Annotated in this window: 17 protein-coding genes; 12 read left to right on the forward strand and 5 right to left on the reverse strand. The window is 30.9% G+C overall.

Features of this window, described 5'->3' with window-relative positions:
- Positions 1 to 15 precede the first annotated feature (15 nt).
- The 4 genes from KO500_RS11905 to KO500_RS11920 all read left to right on the forward strand — a co-directional run bounded on the left by KO500_RS11905 (position 16) and on the right by KO500_RS11920 (position 3,558).
- The gene (locus tag KO500_RS11905) at positions 16 to 1,026 is read left to right on the forward strand and encodes an LLM class flavin-dependent oxidoreductase (RefSeq protein WP_215956768.1); all 1,011 of its coding nucleotides are present in this window, start codon (positions 16 to 18) and stop codon (positions 1,024 to 1,026) included.
- Between the two features lie 132 nt (positions 1,027 to 1,158).
- A complete protein-coding gene (locus KO500_RS11910) occupies positions 1,159 to 1,761 on the forward strand; it encodes a TetR/AcrR family transcriptional regulator (protein WP_215956769.1) in 603 nt (200 codons plus the stop codon).
- Between the two features lie 9 nt (positions 1,762 to 1,770).
- Positions 1,771 to 2,589 (forward strand): haloacid dehalogenase type II, encoded by an 819-nt coding sequence (locus KO500_RS11915; protein WP_215956770.1) that lies wholly within the window; start codon positions 1,771 to 1,773, stop codon positions 2,587 to 2,589.
- 45 nt (positions 2,590 to 2,634) lie between these two features.
- Entirely contained in the window at positions 2,635 to 3,558 is a 924-nt protein-coding gene (locus KO500_RS11920) for a ketopantoate reductase family protein (protein ID WP_215956771.1), read from the forward strand.
- Positions 3,559 to 3,571: 13 nt separating this feature from the next.
- Here the strand turns inward: KO500_RS11920 and KO500_RS11925 are convergent, their stop codons facing one another.
- Positions 3,572 to 4,771, reverse strand: a complete 1,200-nt coding sequence (locus KO500_RS11925; protein ID WP_215956772.1) for an esterase-like activity of phytase family protein — start codon at positions 4,769 to 4,771, stop codon at positions 3,572 to 3,574.
- 122 nt (positions 4,772 to 4,893) lie between these two features.
- Between KO500_RS11925 and KO500_RS11930 the strand changes: the two genes are divergently transcribed.
- The 3 genes from KO500_RS11930 to KO500_RS11940 are packed head-to-tail and all read left to right on the forward strand — an operon-like array spanning position 4,894 to position 6,792.
- On the forward strand, positions 4,894 to 5,397 hold the full coding sequence (locus KO500_RS11930) for a GbsR/MarR family transcriptional regulator (RefSeq protein ID WP_215956773.1): 504 nt from the start codon (positions 4,894 to 4,896) through the stop codon (positions 5,395 to 5,397).
- Positions 5,398 to 5,451: 54 nt separating this feature from the next.
- Complete coding sequence (locus KO500_RS11935; RefSeq protein ID WP_215956774.1) at positions 5,452 to 5,892, forward strand: hypothetical protein; 441 nt, start codon at positions 5,452 to 5,454, stop codon at positions 5,890 to 5,892.
- A gap of 12 nt (positions 5,893 to 5,904) precedes the next feature.
- Positions 5,905 to 6,792: a methyltransferase domain-containing protein gene (locus KO500_RS11940; RefSeq protein ID WP_215956775.1), complete on the forward strand. Its 888-nt coding sequence runs from the start codon at positions 5,905 to 5,907 to the stop codon at positions 6,790 to 6,792.
- 24 nt (positions 6,793 to 6,816) lie between these two features.
- Here KO500_RS11940 and KO500_RS11945 read toward each other — a convergent pair whose 3' ends face one another.
- Positions 6,817 to 7,182 carry a rhodanese-like domain-containing protein gene (locus tag KO500_RS11945; RefSeq protein WP_215956776.1) on the reverse strand — a complete coding sequence of 122 codons (366 nt, stop codon included), beginning with the start codon at positions 7,180 to 7,182 and terminating at the stop codon, positions 6,817 to 6,819.
- Between the two features lie 77 nt (positions 7,183 to 7,259).
- Here KO500_RS11945 and KO500_RS11950 point away from each other — a divergent pair, with 77 nt between their 5' ends.
- Together KO500_RS11950 and KO500_RS11955 are read left to right on the forward strand one after the other, a co-directional pair.
- A complete protein-coding gene (locus tag KO500_RS11950) occupies positions 7,260 to 7,820 on the forward strand; it encodes a sigma-70 family RNA polymerase sigma factor (protein ID WP_215956861.1) in 561 nt (186 codons plus the stop codon).
- Positions 7,817 to 8,053, forward strand: a complete 237-nt coding sequence (locus KO500_RS11955) for a hypothetical protein (protein ID WP_215956777.1) — start codon at positions 7,817 to 7,819, stop codon at positions 8,051 to 8,053. The genes KO500_RS11950 and KO500_RS11955 overlap by 4 nt, the downstream gene beginning before the upstream one ends.
- An 8-nt stretch (positions 8,054 to 8,061) precedes the next feature.
- Here the strand turns inward: KO500_RS11955 and KO500_RS11960 are convergent, their stop codons facing one another.
- Positions 8,062 to 8,886: a hypothetical protein gene (locus tag KO500_RS11960; protein WP_215956778.1), complete on the reverse strand. Its 825-nt coding sequence runs from the start codon at positions 8,884 to 8,886 to the stop codon at positions 8,062 to 8,064.
- Positions 8,887 to 9,024: 138 nt separating this feature from the next.
- On the opposite strand from KO500_RS11960, the gene gcvP reads away from it, so the two are divergent.
- The 3 genes from gcvP to KO500_RS11975 all read left to right on the forward strand — a co-directional run bounded on the left by gcvP (position 9,025) and on the right by KO500_RS11975 (position 13,640).
- Positions 9,025 to 11,877: an aminomethyl-transferring glycine dehydrogenase gene (gcvP, locus tag KO500_RS11965; protein WP_215956779.1), complete on the forward strand. Its 2,853-nt coding sequence runs from the start codon at positions 9,025 to 9,027 to the stop codon at positions 11,875 to 11,877.
- A gap of 171 nt (positions 11,878 to 12,048) precedes the next feature.
- Positions 12,049 to 13,107: a 3-oxoacyl-ACP synthase III family protein gene (locus KO500_RS11970; protein ID WP_215956780.1), complete on the forward strand. Its 1,059-nt coding sequence runs from the start codon at positions 12,049 to 12,051 to the stop codon at positions 13,105 to 13,107.
- Between the two features lie 11 nt (positions 13,108 to 13,118).
- Complete coding sequence (locus tag KO500_RS11975) at positions 13,119 to 13,640, forward strand: methyltransferase (RefSeq protein ID WP_215956781.1); 522 nt, start codon at positions 13,119 to 13,121, stop codon at positions 13,638 to 13,640.
- A 69-nt stretch (positions 13,641 to 13,709) separates the two neighbouring features.
- Here the strand turns inward: KO500_RS11975 and KO500_RS11980 are convergent, their stop codons facing one another.
- Positions 13,710 to 14,339: a response regulator transcription factor gene (locus KO500_RS11980; protein WP_215956782.1), complete on the reverse strand. Its 630-nt coding sequence runs from the start codon at positions 14,337 to 14,339 to the stop codon at positions 13,710 to 13,712.
- A gap of 810 nt (positions 14,340 to 15,149) precedes the next feature.
- Complete coding sequence (locus KO500_RS11985; protein WP_215956783.1) at positions 15,150 to 16,940, reverse strand: PorP/SprF family type IX secretion system membrane protein; 1,791 nt, start codon at positions 16,938 to 16,940, stop codon at positions 15,150 to 15,152.
- Positions 16,941 to 16,988: the final 48 nt, after the last annotated feature.

Genomic DNA, 16,988 nt, shown 5'->3' on the forward strand with positions numbered 1-16,988 from the left:
AAAATAAAGAGACTTATGAAATCAACATATAAATATTCAGTTCTAGATTTAGCTATTGTATCAAAAGGAAACACATATAATGACACCTTTAAAAATAGTGTTGCCCTAGCTCAAAATGCTGAAAAAAATGGTTTTTTCCGTTATTGGTTAGCCGAACATCATAATTCAGATCATATTGGTAGTGTAGCAACTTCAGTTTTAATAGGTCATGTTGCTGAAAAAACAAATACTATAAAAGTTGGTTCTGGTGGTATAATGCTACCCAACCACTCCCCTTTAATTATTGCAGAACAATTTGGAACCTTAGGTACTCTGTACTCAAATCGTATAGATTTAGGCTTAGGTAGAGCACCAGGAACAGACCAAGAAACTGCTCATGCAATTAATCCAAATCATAATCATTCTGCAATTTCATTTCCTTCAGAAGTAACAAAAATTCAAAACTATTTTTCTGAAGCTAATTTAAATGGAAAAGTAAGAGCGAATGTTGCCGAAGGTGTAAATGTTCCTTTATATATTTTAGGATCTAGTGCAGATAGTGCACATTTAGCCGCTAAAAAAGGATTACCCTATGCTTTCGCAAGTCATTTTGCTACCGCTAAATTATTTGATGCTTTAAAAATTTATCATGAAGAATTTGCACCATCTGAAGTGTTAGAAAAACCATACACTATGTCTGGTGTAAATATTATTGTTGCTGACACAGACGAAGAAGCTGAAAGAATTTCAACCTCACTAGTAAAAGTAATTGTTGGGCTTTTAACAGGAAAAAGAGATTACATGCAACCGCCTACCGAAATGACTCCAGATTTAAAAGAAATGTTCAAACATCCTGCGGTTGATCAAATGCTTAAATACTCATTTATTGGTAGTAAAGCAACCGTAAAAAATCAAGTAGAAGACTTTTTAAAGCAAACCCAAGTAGATGAACTTATTGCTGTAACTAATATATATTCGCATACTGATCGCATTAAATCATACCAATTATTTGCTGAAATAATGAATGAAATTAATAATGAGAAATAGTCTATTTTTCTATTAATCTATTTTACTCATAATTAGAAACCCAATTAACTAAAGTAATTTTAGCGAATTGGGTTTTATTATTGTTTTGTTAAAAAACATACTATCTAGTATGTTTTTTTATAACTTTAAGGCATGGATCAAAGAATAAAGTCTGAACATACACGACATTTAATCATCGAGAAGTCTTTTTTACTGTTCTATGAAAATGGTTTTAAAACTACTAGTGTTGATACGATTATGAAAGCTACAAAGCTTACTAAAGGTGCTTTTTATCATCATTTTAAAAATAAATCTGAGATAGGCCATGCCGTTATTGCACAAAAAGTGCAAAAGCGAATTCATGATAGTATGATTAAACCGCTTTATGAAAATAAAAATGCTATTGAACTTTTAAAGACAACATTTTCAAACCGATTAAAATCGTTCTCTTCATTTGAGAAAGAACATGGTTGCCCTGCAAATAATTTGATAAATGAGATTGGTGATACAGAAGAAGGTTATCAACTTGCCTTAAAAGAAATTATAAATGACTGGAAAAAAGCCTTAATTCTTCTTATTGAAAAAGGAAAAAAAGAAAATGAGATAAAGAAAAATATCAATAGCGAAGCTACTGCGATATATCTGATAAGCTCTTTTGAAGGTGTTAGGGGTATTCGAAAACTATATAAAGATGATACAATTCTTGATACATACATAACAGGACTCACACATTATATAGAACAATTAAAAAAATAAAATTGCAATATGAGTAACGACAACAAAAACAGAAGAAATTTTATAAAAAAAGGAGCCATTTTAGGAATGACTGGCATGGCTTTGCCAAATAACATGTTTGCTAATAAAACGGCAACAACTATAAACACAAATACATTTGATATGAATATAAGACCTAAAGTATTATTTTTTGACGTAAACGAAACTTTACTTGATTTAACAACAATGAGAAAAAGTGTTGGTGAAGCATTAGGTGGAAGAGAAGATCTATTATCGCTTTGGTTTACAACCATGCTACAGTATTCATTAGTAAACACGGTTGCAAGACAGTATGATGACTTTGCTGTTATTGGTACTGCTGCATTACAAATGGTAGCTGCTAATCATGACATTACACTAAGTGAAGAAAAAGCAAAAACAGCTATTGTAACCCCTTTACGTTCAATCCCTGCACATCCTGAAGTTAAAGATGCATTGAAAGCTTTAAAAGCTGACGGTTATAAACTAGTTTCATTTACGAACTCTTCAAACATAGGTGTTAAAACTCAATTTGAAAATGCTGGTTTAATTGAATTATTTGATGAAAGATTGAGCATTGAAGATATAGGTAAATACAAACCAGATGCGGATGCTTACCAATGGGCGGCACGTAAATTGGAAGTACAACCTAATGAGTGTTTTATGATTGCTGCACACGGCTGGGATATTGCGGGAGCAGTTTGGGCAGGATGGCGCGCTGCTTTTATCAGCAGACCAGGTGCACAACTTTATCCGTTAGCTCCAAAACCAGAAATGAATGAATCTGACTTGAAAAAGATTGCTGAAAAGTTAATCTCTCTGAAAAAATAGTAGTTATTAAATAATAATTTTTGATAAACCATTAAATAGCATAGAATGAGAATAGGAATTTTAGGATTAGGTGGGATCGGCGGCTTTATTGGAGCCAAACTTGTTGAAAATTACAAAGACAACCCAGAAATTAAAATCGTTTTCATCTCTCGTGGAGCAACAAAAACCGCTATTTTAAACAATGGCTTATCATTAAATTCTGGAGGTGAGACAGTTAATATAAAACCTAATTTAGTAAGTGATAACTCAACAGAAATTAGAGTTTTAGATATTTTAATTATTACTACAAAAGCTTATTCACTTACAAATGTGATAGAGCAATATAAAGATTGTATTAGCGACGAAACAGTTATTATACCTTTACAAAATGGGGTAAACTCTAAAGATGTTATTGTTGAGAATAGTGATATTGAAGCTACAAATATTCTTGAAGGTTGTATTTATATAGCTTCAAACATATCTGAGCCAGGTGTTGTTAATCACGTTGGTGGACCCGGTAAAATAGTTTTTGGTAACAGTGATGACAAAGATTTTTATTGGGTACAAGAACTTTTAGAAAAAGGCGGTTTAACTATTAAATACACCAAAAGCATTAAAGAGGTTTTATGGAAGAAATTCTTATTTGTATCTCCACTTGCTACTATGACCACAGCACTGAATGTAACTTTTGGTGAAGTACTTGATAGTGATGAATTAATGGCTACTCTTAAAAGTTTAATGATTGAAGTACAACAACTCGCCAACAAATTTGAAGTAACTATTACAAATGAAAATATTGAAGAGTCATTAGCAATGCTTTCAAATTTTCCTTCAAATTCAAAATCTTCTTTACAATTAGATTTTGAACAAAAAAATGAGAAAAATGAGAAATCTATTTTTGTAGATTATGTTATTAACAACGCAAATAAATACGGCATTAGTGTTGAATATTACAAAACAATGAATACAAAAATAAGCGCTAATAATTAACGCTTATTTTCTTTTACTCTTGAATAAGTTCAAAAGCGATAAACTGATTTAGTTGTGGCGTAATTGAACTAAAATTATTATCTGAAACCACAACAATTGATTTGTTTCCATTTTCTAAATCTGGACCAAATGTTATTCCTTCAATATTATCAACAATATGATCATCTCCCCCCGATATTGTTGATAATTGCGATCGAATATATTCAAAATCTAACACCAATGTTTTTTCTACTGCGGTATATGAAGCATCTGATAAAGCTGCTATTTCTGAAACATCAGTAGCGTTAGAACTATCTACATCATAAATTTTTAAAGTAATACCTCCATCAGTTGTTCCTGTTGTAAAAGAACGCTCCATTACTAAAAATTTATGCTCTTCATACTGCAAAATATCAGTAACACCATTTACAGTAAACACCCCAGAATCAGAATCTACTTTTCTAGCAACTTTATCCAATTCGTAAGCAATTTGTGTTTGAAAAGTTCCTGTAGCTTTATCAATATATAAAAAACGTACTGGAGAATCAGTCTCATTTTCAAAAACTGGTTCTTCTCCATCTTGTATTAAAGGTAATTCTGTAGCCACCCAATAACCAGTATCATCATAGCTTAATGACAAACCTTCAAAAACTCCGTTTGCTCTTGGCCCCGCTGAAGCAGTGGCATCAGCTTGAAAAATTGAAGGTATTTCAAATTCGTTCAAAAATGTACCATCTATGTTAGCCGTTCTAACAAAAGGATTTAAACCATCATTTGCATAACCTTCACTAGACCAAACTATACTGTTTGTGGCAACATCATAAATTATAGATTCTGGATCAGCCATATTAGCCTCAAAAGAATTCCCCTCTTTATCTAATAATTCAATTTGAGCAGTAATTTCAACACTTGAAAAACTATTAGCATCAAAAATCAATTCAGCCTTATAATACCTTATTGGACTAACATGACTATCACAAATCAAATAATATGCACCATTTTTATAATCAATACCCGACAAACCACCGACAAGTTCACCATTAAACATTTCACCATCAGGTATAATTTGTTCGCCAATAAATTTTAGTGATAGCGTTTTAGCTTCACTAATAACCTCTTCATCTATAGGAAGTTCAGTAACTAAGTCATCAACCACATCTTTTTCTGTCTTACTACTACTGTCACATGAAAATACTCCTAGACTAATTACTACAATAAAAAAATACTTCAACATCACTCCTCTTTTTTAGGTTTGTAAGGTATAGAATTTCTTAGTTAAATTCTAAAATTATAATAACAACAAATAAACTTTCAATAATTACTGAAAGTTTAAAAACTTTAATATACATTTGTATTATGGAATTTGAAGAAGCAAAAATAAAATTTATTAATACTTGGGGTAGTTTAGGTACACTGTGGGGTATTAACAAAGCAATGGCACAAATACAAGCTTTGTTATTTATTGCAACAAAACCACTTTCTACAGAAGAAATTATGGCAGAGCTTCAAATATCCAGAGGAAATACAAGCATGAACGTACGCCAGCTTATTGAATGGGGAATTGTAACAAAAGAACTAATACCTGGTGAACGAAAAGAGTATTTTTCAACGGAAAAAGATGTACAGGAATTAGCGCGTGTGATAGCTAAAGAACGGAGCAGAAGAGAGATACAACCAGTTATAAAAACGCTAAAAGAAGTATCATCAATTAAAGACGATGGTACTCAAAAAACAAAAGAATTAATTAAACAAACTAAAGCTTTACATGAATTAGCTGAAACAGCTGATACTATGCTTAACAAACTTGTAAGTCAAAATCAAAATTGGTTGACTAAATCATTACTTAAAATGTTTAAATAAAAAAATTTAAAATATACTTTCAATATTTTCTGAAACTTTAAAAATATTAAAATTATGAAATATCATATTCCAAATTGGATAATTATTCTTGGTGGTTTAGGTCAAATTTTTACTGCATTAATTTACCCCTATATAAGACATAAAGTTTTTGATTGGTATACTGATGTAAAAAAATTAAAACCTTTAAACCAAGAGATTGCAAAAACCTATGGTAGGTATATTCAAGGTTTAAATTTTTCATTTGGCTTAATTGCTATTTTGTTGACAGCTGAGCTACAAAACGGAAGTAAGCTCGCTATAGCAATAACAACACTAATAGCGGCTTATTGGATTGGAAAAGTAGCAACACAAATAGCATATTACCCTATGTATGAAATTCCTAAAAAAATGATTTTTAAAATTGGCGGGTACTTTATGAATCTACTCTTTACAATTTTTGCACTAGTGTATACTTGGCTATTAATAAGCAATTGCTTTCAATATTTTAATCTATAAAACTTATCAACTATGGAAACCACAGCAATAAATATTTCTAAAAATTTAGACAGAATAGCTAACGAGAATAACATTGAAATGACTGATTTTTACAATGAAGCTACCGAAGATTATGAGTTTTGGAGTAAAGATTTTAATATGCATTTTGGATATCATATTCCTTTTAAAACAAATATTTTTAAAAGAGATGCTATGCTTAATGAAATGAATAAGCAAGTAATAAAAAGATTATGTATTAATAACAGACCAGCAATACTTGCCGATTTAGGATGCGGTATGGGTGGCACTATGCGTTATGCTTTAAAAAGCAATGAGTACTTAACTGCTTTTGGTGTTACACTATCTGATTTTCAAGTAAAAAAAGGAAATGAGTTATTAAAAAATAAAAATGGGATTATTCTTAAAGAGAATTATAATATAACCTCATTTAAAGCCAATCATTTTGATGCAGCAACAGCAATAGAAAGTTTTTGTCATTCAGGTCATAGTAAAAATTCATTTAAAGAAGCTTTTAGAATATTAAAGCCCGGAGGAAAATTAGTCATTGCCGATGCATTTTTGAAGAAAGATGAAAACGAATTATGTTACGGTGGTGCATATGCTTATAAAAAACTATGTAATCATTGGAGCCTAGAACGCTTAGGGAATATTGAAAATGTAACCACTACATTAAAAAGTATTGGTTTTTCAAAAGTTAATATAGAAGATATTTCTTTTAAAGTTGCCCCTTCAGTATTGCATGTGCCATTTGCAATAATTGGTTTTACATTAAAAAAATTTTTTAAAAATCAAGGCTTAAAATTAGAAAGTTTGCACAACCTAAAAGGCTCATTTTTTGCATTATTATCTGGTTTACATATGCAAAGTTTTGGCTATTACGTAATCACTTGCACCAAATAAAAAAAAACAAAAAGCTATTGAAAGTTATTTTTCTTCTTCAATAGCTTTTTTAAAAGCTAAATAACCTCCTAAAAGATCAACTACTGAAAAACCTAAAGAATCAATTTTTTTAGATGCTTTAGCACTTCTTCTACCTGATTTACAGTACACAAATACTTTTTTATCTTTTGAAACCCGTGAATTTACTTGAGCTACAAAATTTTCGTCAAACAAATTAATATTCAACGCATTAGGCAAATGGCCTTCTTCAAATTCCTCAGGTGTTCTAACATCAAGAAGTGTTACATTTTGAATATCATTTTGTGAAACTTCTGTGATAGGTTTTGTTTTTATTTGTGAATATCCAAATTGGATAAACAACATAAATACTAAGATATTGTGATACTTCATAAAATTGACTTAAACGTTAAAATTACAATATTTTGTTTTCAAAAAAATAAGTAAATTTGAAAAGATATAAAACTCATATGACCTCTCATACTTTAAATCCTGATATTTGGGTTGACCAATATGCAGATTACTTATTCAATTATGCCGTTGGTAGAGTTAGCGACGCTGAAATTGCCAAAGATATTGTTCAAGAAACTTTTTTAGCTGGTTTAAAATCTGCTAAAAATTTTAAAGGGGACGCCTCTGAACGTACATGGCTCATTGCAATTTTAAAAAGAAAGGTCATAGATCATTATCGAAAAATAAACTCAAACAAAGGCAAAGCTGAAGTTAGGATGTCTTACAGTTCTAATGTTGATAGCGAAGGTGATTGGCTTGAAGAACAAGTTGCAGACCCATTTAGTCTATTAGAAAATGATGAAATTGAAAATGAAGAGTTAGGCTTAGCTATTCAAGATTGTATTGTTAAATTACCAAAAAAACAAGCACTCGTTTTTCAAATGAAAACTATTCAAGGTATAAGTACTGAAGATATTTGTAATGAACTAGGAATAAATCCGTCAAACTTATGGGTAATGATCCATAGGTCTAGGGGGGCGCTAATGGATTGCCTTAATAAAAATTGGTTCAGCATATGAATTCTTGTGAAAAAGCAGCTATTATTTGTAATAAATCACAATACAATGAAGCTACATTTATTGAAAAAATTAAATTAAAACTTCACATACTTATTTGTGATAAGTGCCTTAAGTTTTCTAAGAAAAATGGAGAACTTACTAATCTTTGTGATAAAGCGAAATTAAAAAGTCTTTCTATAAATGAGAAAGAAGCATTAAAAGAGAAATTAAAAAATATTGATGATAAATTTTAGGAATTTGGTCATAGTTGCAATATAGTTATGTGCAAAATAATTAACCAAAATATTGGAATTGCTTCTACCCAAAAAGAAGCAAAATATTTTTTTTGATCTCTTCTTGTAAAAAACATTAAAAAACCTAAGCTTAAGAAAAGTGTCCCTTTTCCTATAATATCAATAATTAATATTTCCTCTTTTAAGAAAGTAAGGGTGTAAAAAACTATGGTTGTAAAAGAACCGAATAAAATAGTTTTTGTTACGCCATATCGCTGTGGAAGGGTCCTAAGTGAAGGGTTGTCATAAGCCAAATCACGAATTTCAAACGGCACTAGTAAAATTAGCACTAGTAAAAAACGTTGTAAACTTTCTATTAAAATATCTCTTGAAATTGGCGTTAATGATTCTACAGCAGGAAGTATTACTGTAGCTCCAGCCCATACAAAAGCAACAATAAAAATTTTTAAACCACCTAAACTTCTTAAGTTTTTAGCTTTTGGTAACACTGGTATTGCATACAGAGCTGTCATTATAACTACAACAGCCATAAAGATCAATGCGTTTTTATGTAAAAAAAACACATGATACATAGCAATCACTAAAGCAATGATACTAACTATTTGAATTTTTTTATGATTTTTATTTGAAACCATAACGTACTTTTTAGCCTCAACACCATATTTAACAAAATTGTAAGCCGCAACAGTACCAAAAAAAACAAAATAATTTAAATGATAATCAAGTTCAATATTTAAAAGTATATCTGTAGCATATAATAATGACAGTACTGATAATGCGACATGAAAACTAGCATCTAAATAAAAATTAAAAAGCTGTTTTATTACCTTCATACCGCTAAAATAAGTAAACTGTTCATAAACTCTATTTTAAGTTAAAAACTTTAGCTCCTAGGCTCTTTAAATTGAATAAAAAAACGATAATTAATCGTTATTTTTGCTTGACTAAATTTACGAAAAATTACTTGCTTAATGAAGACAGACGTTTTTGCATTGCGCCACATCGGTATAAGAGAAGAAGACCTTCAACATATGTTAAAAACAGTTGAAGTTGATGATCTTGATCAATTAATATTTGAAACAATTCCTGACGATATTCGTTTGAAAAAACCCTTAAACTTAAACAAAGCTTTAAGCGAATATGAATTTTCAAATCACCTACAAGAACTTGCTAATAAAAATAAAGTTTTTAAAACTTATATAGGCTTAGGATACCATGAAAGCTTAACACCCGCAGTAATTAAAAGAAATATTCTTGAAAACCCAGGTTGGTATACTGCTTATACACCGTATCAAGCAGAAATAGCGCAAGGTAGGCTCGAAGCTTTACTTAATTTTCAGACAATGGTTTGTGACCTTACGGGTATGGAGTTAGCAAATGCATCACTTTTAGATGAAAGTACTGCTGCCGCTGAAGCTATGACTATGCTTTTCGAAGTTCGAAGTAGAGAACAGAAAAAAAGTAATATTGTTAAGTTTTTTGTTTCTGAAGAAATACTACCACAAACATTGTCATTATTACAAACAAGGTCAACACCTTTAGGCATAGAACTTGTAGTTGGCAATCATGAAGATTTTGATTTTAGTACTGATTTTTACGGAGCTATTTTACAATACCCTGGTAAACATGGTCAAGTAAATGATTATGCTAGTTTTGTATCTCAAGCAAATAAAAACAATATAAAAGTTGCTGTTGCTGCTGATATTTTAAGTTTAGTATTACTGACACCTCCTGGTGAATTTGGTGCTGATGTTGTGGTAGGTACAACACAACGTTTTGGTATTCCATTAGGTTATGGTGGGCCACACGCTGCTTTTTTTGCTACAAAGGAGACTTATAAAAGAAATATTCCTGGTCGTATAATCGGTATTACAAAAGATACTGATGGCAACCCTGCATTACGTATGGCATTACAGACTAGAGAACAACATATAAAAAGAGATAAAGCCACTTCGAATATTTGTACAGCTCAAGTTTTACTAGCTGTTATGGCAAGTATGTATGCCGTATATCACGGACCTAAAGGCCTAAAGTATATTGCAAATAAAGTTCATACCACTACTGTTACTTTAGCTAATGCTTTAGAGAAAGTTGGTTTATACCAAATCAATTCTTCTTATTTTGATACTATTGTTATTAAAGCTAATGCAATTAAGGTAAAAGAGTTAGCAGAAGGTCAAAAAGTAAACTTTTTATATATTGATGATGAAACAATCGCAATTTCTGCTAACGAAGCTACTTCAATAAATGATGTAAAACAGATTGTTGCTATATTTTCTAAAGCTTTAGGTAAGAATGATTTTATAATTGAAGAACTACTAGAGAACAATACTATTCTTAATGGAGTAACAAGAACAAGTCCTTTCTTAGAAAACGAAGTATTCAACTCGTATCATTCTGAAACAGAAATGATGCGTTATATTAAAAAACTAGAGCGTAAAGATTTAGCATTAAATCATTCAATGATTTCATTAGGTTCTTGTACCATGAAATTAAATGCGGCTTCTGAAATGTTACCACTGAGTAATGCAAATTGGGGTAACATTCACCCTTTTGCACCTATTGATCAGGCCGAAGGTTATCAATTAATGCTTAAAGAGCTTGAAAAAGACTTAAATATAATTACTGGTTTTGCTGGCACATCATTACAACCAAATTCTGGTGCTCAAGGTGAATATGCTGGTTTAATGGTTATTAGAGCATATCATGAATCTAACAATGAAGCGCATAGAAACATCTGTTTAATCCCTGCTTCGGCACACGGTACCAATCCTGCATCAGCAGTAATGGCAGGTATGAAAGTAGTAGTTACCAAAACTGATGACAAAGGTAATATTGATGTTACTGATTTAGAAGACAAAGTTGTTAAATATTCTGATAATCTTGCTGCTTTAATGGTAACTTACCCTTCAACTCACGGAGTTTTTGAATCATCAATAAAACACATTACTAAACTTATTCATGATAACGGTGGTCAAGTGTATATGGATGGTGCAAATATGAATGCACAAGTAGGACTTACAAACCCTGCTACAATTGGTGCTGATGTTTGTCACCTAAATCTACACAAAACATTTGCTATACCGCATGGTGGAGGTGGTCCAGGTGTTGGTCCTATCTGTGTAGCACCTCAACTCGTACCATTTTTGCCAAGTAACCCTGTAATAAAAACAGGAGGAGAACAAGCAATTTCGGCAATTTCTGCAGCTCCTTGGGGTAGCTCTTTAGTATGCTTAATATCTTACGGATACATAAAAATGTTGGGAGAAAAAGGATTGAAAAACTCTACTATAAATGCCATTTTAAATGCTAATTATATTAAAAATCGATTAAAGGGCAGCTATGATGTGTTGTATACTGGCGAAAAAGGTAGAGCGGCTCATGAAATGATTATCGATTGCCGACCATTTAAACAAAAAGGCGTTGAGGTTACTGACATTGCTAAACGATTAATGGATTATGGTTTTCATGCTCCAACAGTATCATTCCCTGTTGCAGGAACTTTAATGATAGAGCCTACAGAAAGTGAAGGTTTAACAGAATTAGATCGTTTTTGTGATGCAATGATTGCCATAAGAAAAGAAATTAATGATGTAACTGATACCAGTGACACTGACAATATTTTGAAGAATGCACCGCACACTTTAAAAATGCTTACAGGTAGCACATGGGACTTTCCATACACTAGAGAAAAAGCTGCTTTTCCATTAGATTATGTATCTGAAAATAAATTTTGGCCATCAGTAAGAAGAGTTGATGATGCCTATGGAGATCGTAATTTAATGTGTACTTGTGCTCCAATTGAAGCCTACGTAGAAAATTAAAAACCTCAATAAAATTAACAGTTATACCCGCTTTTTTCATTAAAAAGCGGGTGTTTATTTTTAATAGATTTCACTATACACCTAACTGAACATCGTTAAAATTATTATGCACGCATAACAACTATGCTTTAAATTCATACATTTATATATAATTACTCGAAGAATAAAAAAATGAAAATTGGAATTACTGGAACAGGTTCATATATACCTTCTGTTTTAACTAAGAATGATAGTTTTTTAAACCACAACTTTTTAAATAACGACGGTTCTACATTTGCTTATACAAATGATATTATCATAGAAAAATTTAAAGCCATAACTGGCATAGCTAACCGAAGGTATGTAACTGATGATTTGAACACTTCCGATATTGCTTTTTTTGCAGCTGAAAAGGCTATTGCTGATGCAAATATTGATAAAGAAACTCTAGATTATATTATTGTTGCTCATAATTTTGGTGATGTTGATCATGGCCAAAATCAAGGAAATACATTACCTAGTTTGGCAACAAGAGTTAAGCATCTTCTAAAGATCAAAAATCCTAAATGTGTAGCTTACGATATTCTCTTTGGTTGCCCTGGTTGGGTACAAGGAATAATACAAGCTAATGCATTCATAAAAAGTGGTATTGCAAAAAAATGTTTAGTCATTGGTGCTGAAACCTTATCAAGAGTTGTTGATGATTACGATAGAGATACTATGATTTATTCTGATGGTGCAGGCGCTACTATTCTTGAAGCAACAGAAAGTGACGGTGAAATTATCGCCCATGCATCAGAAACATATGCTTATGATGAAGCCAATTATTTATTCTTTGGAAAATCATATGCTAAAGACGATACATCAGGCACAAAGTACATAAAAATGTTTGGCCGTAAAATTTATGAATTTGCGGTTACAAATGTTCCTAAAGCCATGAAAGAATGTTTAGATAGTAGTGGTATTGACATTCAAGAAGTTAAAAAAATATTTATTCATCAGGCAAATGAAAAAATGGATGAAGCTATAGTAAAACGTTTTTACAAAGCCTATAGTTTACCAATGCCTGAAGGAGTTATGCCAATGAACATTAAAGATTTAGGAAATAGCTCTGTAGCCACCGTTCCTACCCTATTTGATATGGTAAGACATGGAAAATTAGAAAACCAGAGTATTACAAAAGGAGATGTTGTTATATTTGCAAGTGTTGGCGCAGGTATGAATATAAACGCCATAGTTTATAGATATTAACACACTTTTTAATGTACGAAAATAATTTTCCGAGTAAGCGTTTTAAACATACATTACAATTTCTTGAAAAACATATTACAACTGAGCATTCAATTTTAGATTTAGGTGTTGAAAATCCTTTTTCAAAAATAATGACAGAAAAAGGATATGCTGTTGAAAATACAAAAGGAGAAGATTTAGACCTCAATTTTTCATCAGTATTAAACTCTAATGCCCAGGTAGTTACTGCTTTTGAAATATTTGAACATCTGATAGCACCTTTTAATGTTTTAAGGGAAATAAAAGCTAATAAATTGGTCGCTAGTATACCTATGCGTTTATGGTTTTCACCTGCTTACCAAAGCAAGACTGATAAATGGGACAGACATTATCATGAGTTTGAAGATTGGCAGTTTGATTGGCTTTTAGAAAAAGCTGGTTGGAAAATAATTGATCGCGAAAAGTTTACCAATCCTACAAAAAAAATAGGTGTAAGACCTTTACTTAGAAAGTTTACACCTAGATATTATATTGTTTATGCTGAAAAAATATAAAAAAGCCTTTCCGAGCATTTATGGCCAAATACTCAAAAAAGCAATTTTCAACTGAAATTAATATTTTAATTAAAATGCCTCAAGCTCTCTTAATTTTATTAAAGCTTCAGATTTTGAGTTAACATTTAACTTCAAATAAATATTTTGAATATGAAAATTAACTGCACTTGCCGTAATAAATAAGCTTTCAGCAATAGATTTATAAGTACCACCTTGGCTTAAAAAATCAATAATTTGATTTTCTCTTTTTGAGAATGATGCATAATTTTTACGCTGAAACATTGCCATTATTTTTTTTGCGATATCACTACTTATAGCCGCTCCTTCTTCTTTGACGCCCTCTAAGGCACTATAAAGCCTATGCTCGTTGATTGGTTTAGATAAATAACCATTTGCACCATTTTTAAAAGCTTTTTTTACTAGTTCAAAATCATTATTTGTACTTAACATTACCACTTTTACACTTGGGTCTAATTTCTTAAATTGATGTATAGCCTCAATACCGTCGACATCAGCTCCGGCAACTTCTGTTAGTATTATATTTGGTTGTACTTCATTATAATGTAATAACGCTCCATTAACTGAAGTATACATACCAGCTAATGAATAATCTACATAATTATTGAAATAGGTTTGATAATTTTGGTGAAAACTTAGATCACTATCTATTACCATAATTTTAAGGTTACTTGATTTCATAATGTGGGGGATTTGGTCACTATCACAACTACACTAAAATAGCATGACAACAACATTAATAATAAAATAAATTACTTAAAATCAAGACAATAGAATCTAAGGTCAGCATCGAACAAAACGCTAACTAAAGAAAATAATATACTACAGCACATATAAAGATATTGGACCGATACCTTTTTATGACTTGCTATAAAATTAGATTATTTATTGTCTTTGATTTACAAAAACTATTGATCTATTTAAAAGTTAAAGGGATTAACTTGATCAATATTATCTTTAAAAAGTTCTAAAGATTTTTTCTTTTTTAGAAAAAGAATTTGGGATTCTTTTTTTAGGTTTCGAGGGGTAAGATTTTTCATAATTTGGGGTTTTGGGGTTTTGGGTTAAAATTCTGTAATTTTTTACTATACGCTCTTTTTGTAATTAATTATTAAACTGTTTACTATTAAATTTAATTGGTCTTATTAATATTAGTAACAAGACTTATTATCTATTTAATATTGAATAAAATTAATAAAATAGTCGTATTCTCAAAACAAAAAAGGTAAGTTTTTTCTTACTGATATATTTTTTGAAGAAAATACGTACGTAGTTCATCTATACAGCAAAGCTATACAACGGCTTATAGATGAAATTCAAAGGCTTACCGTTCATCGAAAAGTTTTTAGGCAAAATCTTAAAATCCCAAAAATTCGCTAAAAAACATCTAAATAGCTAAATACTATTATTGACGTTCTAGCGAATTTTTACCAAACCAACCTAATTAATTAGTTCCCATAACACTAATTAAATTCATAAATATTATTATTACTAATCTTCATACATATTTGATGCTGTAGCAGTGCCAAGGTTATCAACTTGCATAATCCACTTTTCATCGTTGTATTTCCCATTTAAATTAGTTCCATAAGCCATTTCTGCATCTTGTCTAAAATCAAAATCTGCCAAGTAAACATAGTATAAACCGTTTTCTTTATTGTAGAACTGCTTAGCGTTTAAGCCTTTCTTCTTTAAATTGTCCATAAAAGCAGTTAAATACTTTTTAGTCTTATACACATTTGCAATTACATAATAACCTGATTTTACCCCAATAATATCAGATTGATTAAGCACTTTTATTGGTAATTTCTCATATACCTTAGTTGGTGCATTGTTTTTAGTGTTATTCAAAGTGTAAGACTTTTTGTTTCCTTGATTAGATGCAATTGTAGAACTAGCCCCCTGCTCTTTCTCTTTTGCACTCTTAATCTCGTTTTTCAAGATGCGTACTATAGCTTCAAATCTTTGATCAAATTCTTCATTTCTAGCAGCTTCAATAGAATCTTGTCTTAATAAGATTTCATCTAAAATTAAGCTGTTACGGTATGCCAATGAATTATGATCTTCAGTAACATTAGTATCATTGCTAGCAACTCCAACCCCAGAGTTTCTGCTAGGCATAGATCTAGTGCCTCTTCTTCTCTTTTTATGTGTTTTCGGCGTACTCTTTTCAATTGGTTCTGTAGAAATAGTTTCTTTTACTTCTGGTTGTACTTCTTCTATATCATTACTTTGCTTTTTTTCTTCCATTAACCTTAATATCTGCTCTTCATAGTTTCTAATGATAGCGTCAACTTTACTATCTTGAGAACTATCAGCATAATCTGCTAAGGTTTTCTTGTTATTTTTAAATGTATATGCTACAGATATTTCGTGGTTCCATCCTAAATCAGCCTCTTCTTCAACAACATCTTTCTCCATTAAATATCCTAAAGACATTTTATTACTTAAGTTAAATCCAAAACCCATTGATAAACCATATTCATCATCTAACGTAGTTTGTAACCAACCAAATTCAGGCATTTCTAAGACAACAGAACCTACATAAGCAATACTATTATTTTCACTACCACTAATTTGTAATAATGGTGTTAAACGTGCATTAGCAAACAAACCTCTTGTTGCGCCAAACATATGAGTGTATTGTACTGATGCCTGTACGCTTTGTGTAGAAAAATTTGTTAAAAATTCATTTGTTGTTTGATTATACTTGAATAAATCTTGCGCATAAACACTAAAGTCAAATTTACCTACTGACAATGTTACTCCTGGTTGAATAGCAATTTTACTTTGCTTTTCGGCATTTGCTAAAGCAGGATCGCTCGGATCTGCCACCACACGGTTACTATCTAAACCATCACTAAAATATGTTACATTAGTACCAAAAGTTAAAGAACTATTGCTACTTAATTGAACTGCAGTTGCATAGTTGGCATTAAACCCAAACTCTTGAACAACACCAGACCACTGACTGTAAACACCTAAACCTAAAGCCGTATGATCATTTAATTTATTACTAAAACCTATAAAGTAGTTTTGATTATTATCATCAAAAGTCGTGTATTGGTTTCTATGTAAAATATTAATGTATGACTTGTTTTCTCTAACCAATGAGAATGTAGGGTTAATTAAAAACCTGTTAAAAAACAATTGGTTATGGTATGTAGTCTTAGTACTAAAATCTGAAGCTGTTTCTTGCGCAAATATAGTTTGCATACTAAACAATAATCCTAAAGCAAGTAGTATGAAAAATTTATTCGACTGTGGGGCTGCGTTGTTCATGATTACAAATTTTAATGTGAGAATGTATTTTATAATTACCAGTTATAG

It is taken from the genome of Cellulophaga baltica, from assembly GCF_018861125.1.
GTDB classification, from domain to species: Bacteria; Bacteroidota; Bacteroidia; order Flavobacteriales; family Flavobacteriaceae; genus Cellulophaga; species Cellulophaga baltica_A.